The organism is Butyricicoccus sp. (assembly GCF_050872565.1).
Taxonomy (GTDB): Bacteria; Bacillota; Clostridia; order Oscillospirales; family Butyricicoccaceae; genus Butyricicoccus_A.
In genome coordinates, this window is sequence record NZ_JBNMHC010000165.1 from 1 (window position 1) to 4,859 (window position 4,859).

Consider the following 4,859-nt stretch of genomic DNA (forward strand, 5'->3'; position numbering starts at 1 on the left):
CTCACGCGTTACTCACCCGTCCGCCACTAAGCACAAAAACCGAAGTCTCAGTGCTCCGTTCGACTTGCATGTGTTAGGCACGCCGCCAGCGTTCATCCTGAGCCAGGATCAAACTCTCTAAAAATTGTATTATTACGAGCATAGCTCGTTATAATCAAAAATTTCAGCTATATGCTGGCTTGCTGTTATTTTTATACCGGCTTTACAGCATCCGGTTCTCTTTCTGAGTATAAACTTCAAAAGAATTTCAGGTTTGTAATTCGTTCAAGTTACGTTGTTTAATTTACAAGGTACAATGTTTTTTCGCCGTTCAACCGAACAGCTTATTTATTATACATCGTATTCAGCGGTTTGTCAAGAACTTTTTTCATTTCTTTTTTCAAACGTATTTCGATGTGTTTCAACCGATTTCTCGGCTGCAACTCGTTTAGTTTAGCACGTTTTCGCCATCCTGTCAAGCACTTTTTTTCTTCCGATCATTGCTTTTCATTCATTTGACGTTCGCGCTCTCGTCGAGTGCCTGAATATAATACCATGCCATTCTCCTTCTGTCAACACTTTTTTCCAATTTTCTAAAATATTTTGACCTGTGCCGCTCTGTGTGCTATAATGTGGTTCAAAACTAGACTGCAAAAGGAGGATTTCTATGCCTATTATCGTAGAAAACAGTCTGCCTGCCTGTGCGGTGCTGGAAAGTGAAAATATCTTTGTCATGACGCATCATCGCGCGACTACCCAGCACATTCGCCCGCTCCGCATTGCGATCCTCAACCTCATGCCGACCAAAATCGTTACGGAAACCCAGATTCTTCGCTGTCTTTCCAACACGCCGATTCAGATTGAAATCGACTTGATTCAGACGGCAACGCATAAATCGACAAATACGCCGGAAGATCATCTGCTCAAATTCTATCAGACCTTTGAGGACATTAAAGATCAGTATTATGATGGCTTCATTATTACCGGTGCACCGGTTGAAAAAATGGCGTTTGAAGAAGTCGATTACTGGCCGGAGCTGGTTGAGATTATGGAATGGACGAAAACGCATGTACATTCTACGCTGCACATCTGCTGGGGCGCACAAGCCGGTCTGTATTATCATTATGGTATTCAGAAGCATCTGCTTCCGAAAAAGCTCGCTGGCATTTATAAGCATCATATTATGCCGAACCGCACCAACGAGAGTCTGCTGCGCGGCTTTGACGATGTGTTCAAAGCACCACATTCCCGCTACACGACTGTGCTCTCGGAGGATATTCTGTGTAATCACAATTTGATTCTGCTCGCAGAATCCTATGAAGCCGGTCCGTATTTGATTGCTGCAAAAAATGGACGGCAGCTGTTTGTCACCGGTCACAGCGAATATGATAAGGACACGCTGGCAAAGGAATATTTCCGCGATCTGCACAAGGGACTGAATCCGGACATTCCGGAAAACTATTTTGACGGAGATGATCCGCACAATGAACCGCGTCTGTCGTGGCGTTCGCATTCCACGCTGCTGTTTACCAACTGGCTGAACTATTATGTTTACCAGTCTACCCCATATGAATTGAATTCGTTGATTTAATTTGTATTATATCTGCAAACAAAAACGCTGAGAGGTTTAACCCTTCTCAGCGTTTTTTCTTTGCTCAGATATAAAATCCGCCGTTCACTCCCATAACTTGCCCCGTGACAAAGCGCGACTGCTCCGATGCCAGCCAATAAATCGCCTCTGCGACATCTTCCGGTGCGCCATTTTTGCCGAGCGGCGTCTCCTCCGCGAGTTCCTGCATGACATCTGCGCCGTGCATTCGATTCATATCCGTATCAATGACGCCCGGTGCTACGCAGTTGACACGAATACCAGACAAACCAAGCTCTTTGGCAAGTGCTTTGGTCATGCCAATGACCGCTGCTTTTGATGCAGAATAATGCACTTCGCAAGACCCGCCGGTCTGGCCCCAAATCGACGATACCGTGACAATGCTGCCTTTTTGCTCCGACAACAGCATCGGCAGCGCCGCATGAATGACACGATATACGCCTTTGGTATTGACATCGAACATATCGTCCCAATCTTCCTCTGTAATATCGGAAAACAGCTTTTGCTGGGCAATGCCCGCATTGCATACAATGGCATCCGGCGCACCATATGCCATCTGCGCCAGCTTGACCATGCGTTCCACCGCGCCGGAGTCACGCAGATCTGCCTGAACACACTGACACGCGCCGCCCATTTCTTCTATTTCTTGCTCCAATTTCTGTGCAGCTTGCGCGGATTGAACATAGCTTCCCGTCACGCACCACCCCATTTGGGCAAATTTCAGGGCACAGGCGCGTCCAATGCCGCGCGTTGCCCCAGTAATAATCACTGATTTTTGCATGAACCTATCCTTTCTCAAACAAAAAGAGGGGCGGAAAACCAACCGTCCCTCTTTGTTGTATCGTTCCGATTAGATGGAAACCGTCTGCGCGACTTCGTACAGCTCCTGATTCAGATCCTTGCTCATGTTCAGACCTTCCTCAATGTCATAGTCTGTGATCTCGTTGTTGCGCGAGCAGACAACACGGTTGGACTTGCCCTCTACGAGGATCTTCACCGCATGATAACCCATACGAGTTGCCATCACACGGTCACGAACGGTCGGAGAGCCGCCGCGCTGTACATGACCCAGAATGGTCACGCGGGCATCAATGCCGGTCGCGGTGTGAATGCGGTCTGCAACATCCTGTGCATTGCCGACGCCTTCTGCCACGATGATAATATGATGCTTTCTGCCGCGAATACGGTTTGCACGCATCTTTTTGACAATGGATTCCTCAAAGTCCAGCTCGCGCTCCGGCAGCAAAATTGCCGTTGCACCGCAGGCAACACCGACATCCAGTGCCAGATGACCGGCACGGCGTCCCATTACCTCAACAACCGAACAGCGTTCATGCGACTGCATCGTATCGCGCAGCTTATCTACCGCCTGAATTGCCGTGTTGCAGGCAGAATCAAAGCCAATGGTATAATCCGAGCATACAATATCGTTATCAATGGTGCCCGGCACACCAATTGCCGGAATGCCCTTGCGAGACAGTGCCTGCGCACCGCGGAAGCTGCCGTCGCCGCCGCACACAATCAGACCATCCAGTCCCATGTACTGCGCGTTATCTGCCGCCTGCTGCAAGCCTTCTTCCGTCAGCATTTCCAAGCAGCGAGCTGTGTACAGCATTGTGCCGCCCTTCGAGATGATGCCGTCAACGCTTCGTGCACCCAGCTCGACAATATCGCCGTTAATCAAACCGCGATAACCGCGTCGAATGCCGAGACAAGAAATGCCATATGCTGCCGTTGTACGAACAACCGCACGAACCACTGCATTCATGCCTGGTGCGTCGCCGCCACTGGTCAGGACGCCAATTCTTTTGATCTGCTTTGCCATGATGTGTTTCCTCCGATCCTGCTCTTTGCCCCGAATGCCTTCCCGTATTTCAGCGCAAAGAGTTTTTCAGCTTGATAAAATGAAATGATGTATGCATGTATGTTCCCATTTCACAGATCCGGTCGTTTCCCATTCTCCATCGGATCTTCACTTCATTATAACATTTTCTTCACCAAGAATAAACCTTAATTTGTCTAGGAAAAGTAAATTGTTGTACACCCACATAGACGGAGCGGCCCGCAGCGTCTTTCGCGTATCCGCGCAGAACAAATACACCGGCAAATCGCCGCGATATTGACCGAGCAGAGCCTTGACTTCCGGCAATTTCGGGTCATCCATGCTGCTGATGCGCAGATATAATTTATGCCGACAGCCGCAGGGTGCTGCATTTCCCTGCCGCAGGGTCTGCCGCGGAGCTTCTCTGCGTCTGAAAGAGTCGCGTTCCTGCAAGGCTTCCCGCGCGCGCTCCAAGTACTGTTCTTCCAGCGGGTACACCGCAGACGGCAAGATTTTCGGTGCTTCATCCTCTCGCGCATCAATGCGTCCGGCAATCCACACTGCCTTGTCTTCACGCAGCCAGTCGCCCGCCTGCTGGAGCACAGAAGAAAACGCAATCAGCTCTACAGAGCCCGTCAAATCTTCCGCCGTGACATACGCCATCATGCTGTTATTCTTGGTGGTTTTCATGCGAACCGATGTGATGACAGCCGCCAGCAGGACATGCATTCCATCCTGATACTTAGGCGGTTCCACGCTCTGCCGCTCGCTCGACAAGTCTTCCGCAATCGCGCGAACCGTTGCGCAGTCTGCCTGTGTAATGAGCTCTCGATAGTCATCCAGCGGATGACCGGACAAATACAGACCTGTTGTCTCTTTTTCCATCGAAAGCAAATCACGCTTGGGCAGCTCCGGCACATCGGGAATATGAATGGTCTCTTTTTTCTCCTCTGTGCCCATGCCAAACAAGTCCATCTGTCCCACGACATTTTTCTTTGTCGCATTGGCGACATCATTGAGTACCGCATCATATACCCGCAGCAGCTGGCTTCTGCGATAGCCCAACGAATCAAATGCGCCGGATTTTACTAAGCCCTCTAAGGCGCGGCGGTTGAGTTCCTTCGGATACATGCGTTCACAGAAATCCTCAAACGATGCAAATGCACCGCCCTGCTTGCGTTCCTGCTCCATTTCTTTGAGGAAGCCGCGTCCGACATTGCGAATCGCCGCGAGGCCAAATCGAATGTCTCCCTCCGATACAGTGAATCCCTCACAGGACGTATTGACATCCGGCGGCAGAACCTTGATTCCCATCGCCCGTGCCGCACCGATATATTCCGATACTTTTGGAGAATTTTCCAGTACACTGGTCAGCAGTGCCGCCATATACTCCTGCGGATAATGGCATTTCATATATGCCGTCTGATACGACACCACAGCATAGCAAAC

General features: G+C 49.9%; 4 protein-coding genes and 1 rRNA gene. 1 reads left to right on the forward strand and 4 read right to left on the reverse strand.

All coding sequences use genetic code 11. The features are described 5' to 3' along the window. Window positions 1-124, reverse strand: a 16S ribosomal RNA gene (locus ACR0P9_RS07650); the annotation flags it as partial. A gap of 522 nt (window positions 125-646) precedes the next feature. On the opposite strand from ACR0P9_RS07650, the gene metA reads away from it, so the two are divergent. After that, on the forward strand, window positions 647-1,570 hold the full coding sequence (gene metA, locus ACR0P9_RS07655; protein ID WP_432618881.1) for a homoserine O-acetyltransferase MetA: 924 nt from the start codon (window positions 647-649) through the stop codon (window positions 1,568-1,570). 64 nt (window positions 1,571-1,634) lie between these two features. Here the strand turns inward: metA and ymfI are convergent, their stop codons facing one another. From ymfI to ACR0P9_RS07670, 3 genes are all read right to left on the reverse strand, one after another. Next, on the reverse strand, window positions 1,635-2,369 hold the full coding sequence (gene ymfI, locus ACR0P9_RS07660; protein ID WP_432618883.1) for an elongation factor P 5-aminopentanone reductase: 735 nt from the start codon (window positions 2,367-2,369) through the stop codon (window positions 1,635-1,637). Between the two features lie 69 nt (window positions 2,370-2,438). Next, window positions 2,439-3,413, reverse strand: a complete 975-nt coding sequence (pfkA, locus tag ACR0P9_RS07665) for a 6-phosphofructokinase (RefSeq protein WP_432618885.1) — start codon at window positions 3,411-3,413, stop codon at window positions 2,439-2,441. A 147-nt stretch (window positions 3,414-3,560) separates the two neighbouring features. Then, a partial coding sequence (locus ACR0P9_RS07670; protein ID WP_432618887.1) for an OB-fold nucleic acid binding domain-containing protein occupies window positions 3,561-4,859 on the reverse strand: 1,299 nt, incomplete at its 5' end.

What these genes read in the sequence shown, in the direction of transcription:
- metA (WP_432618881.1), top strand. Translation starts at nt 647, where the DNA reads ATGCCTATTATCGTAGAAAACAGTCTGCCTGCCTGTGCGGTGCTGGAA.
- pfkA (WP_432618885.1), bottom strand. Translation starts at nt 3,413, where the DNA reads ATGGCAAAGCAGATCAAAAGAATTGGCGTCCTGACCAGTGGCGGCGAC.
- ymfI (WP_432618883.1), bottom strand. Translation starts at nt 2,369, where the DNA reads ATGCAAAAATCAGTGATTATTACTGGGGCAACGCGCGGCATTGGACGC.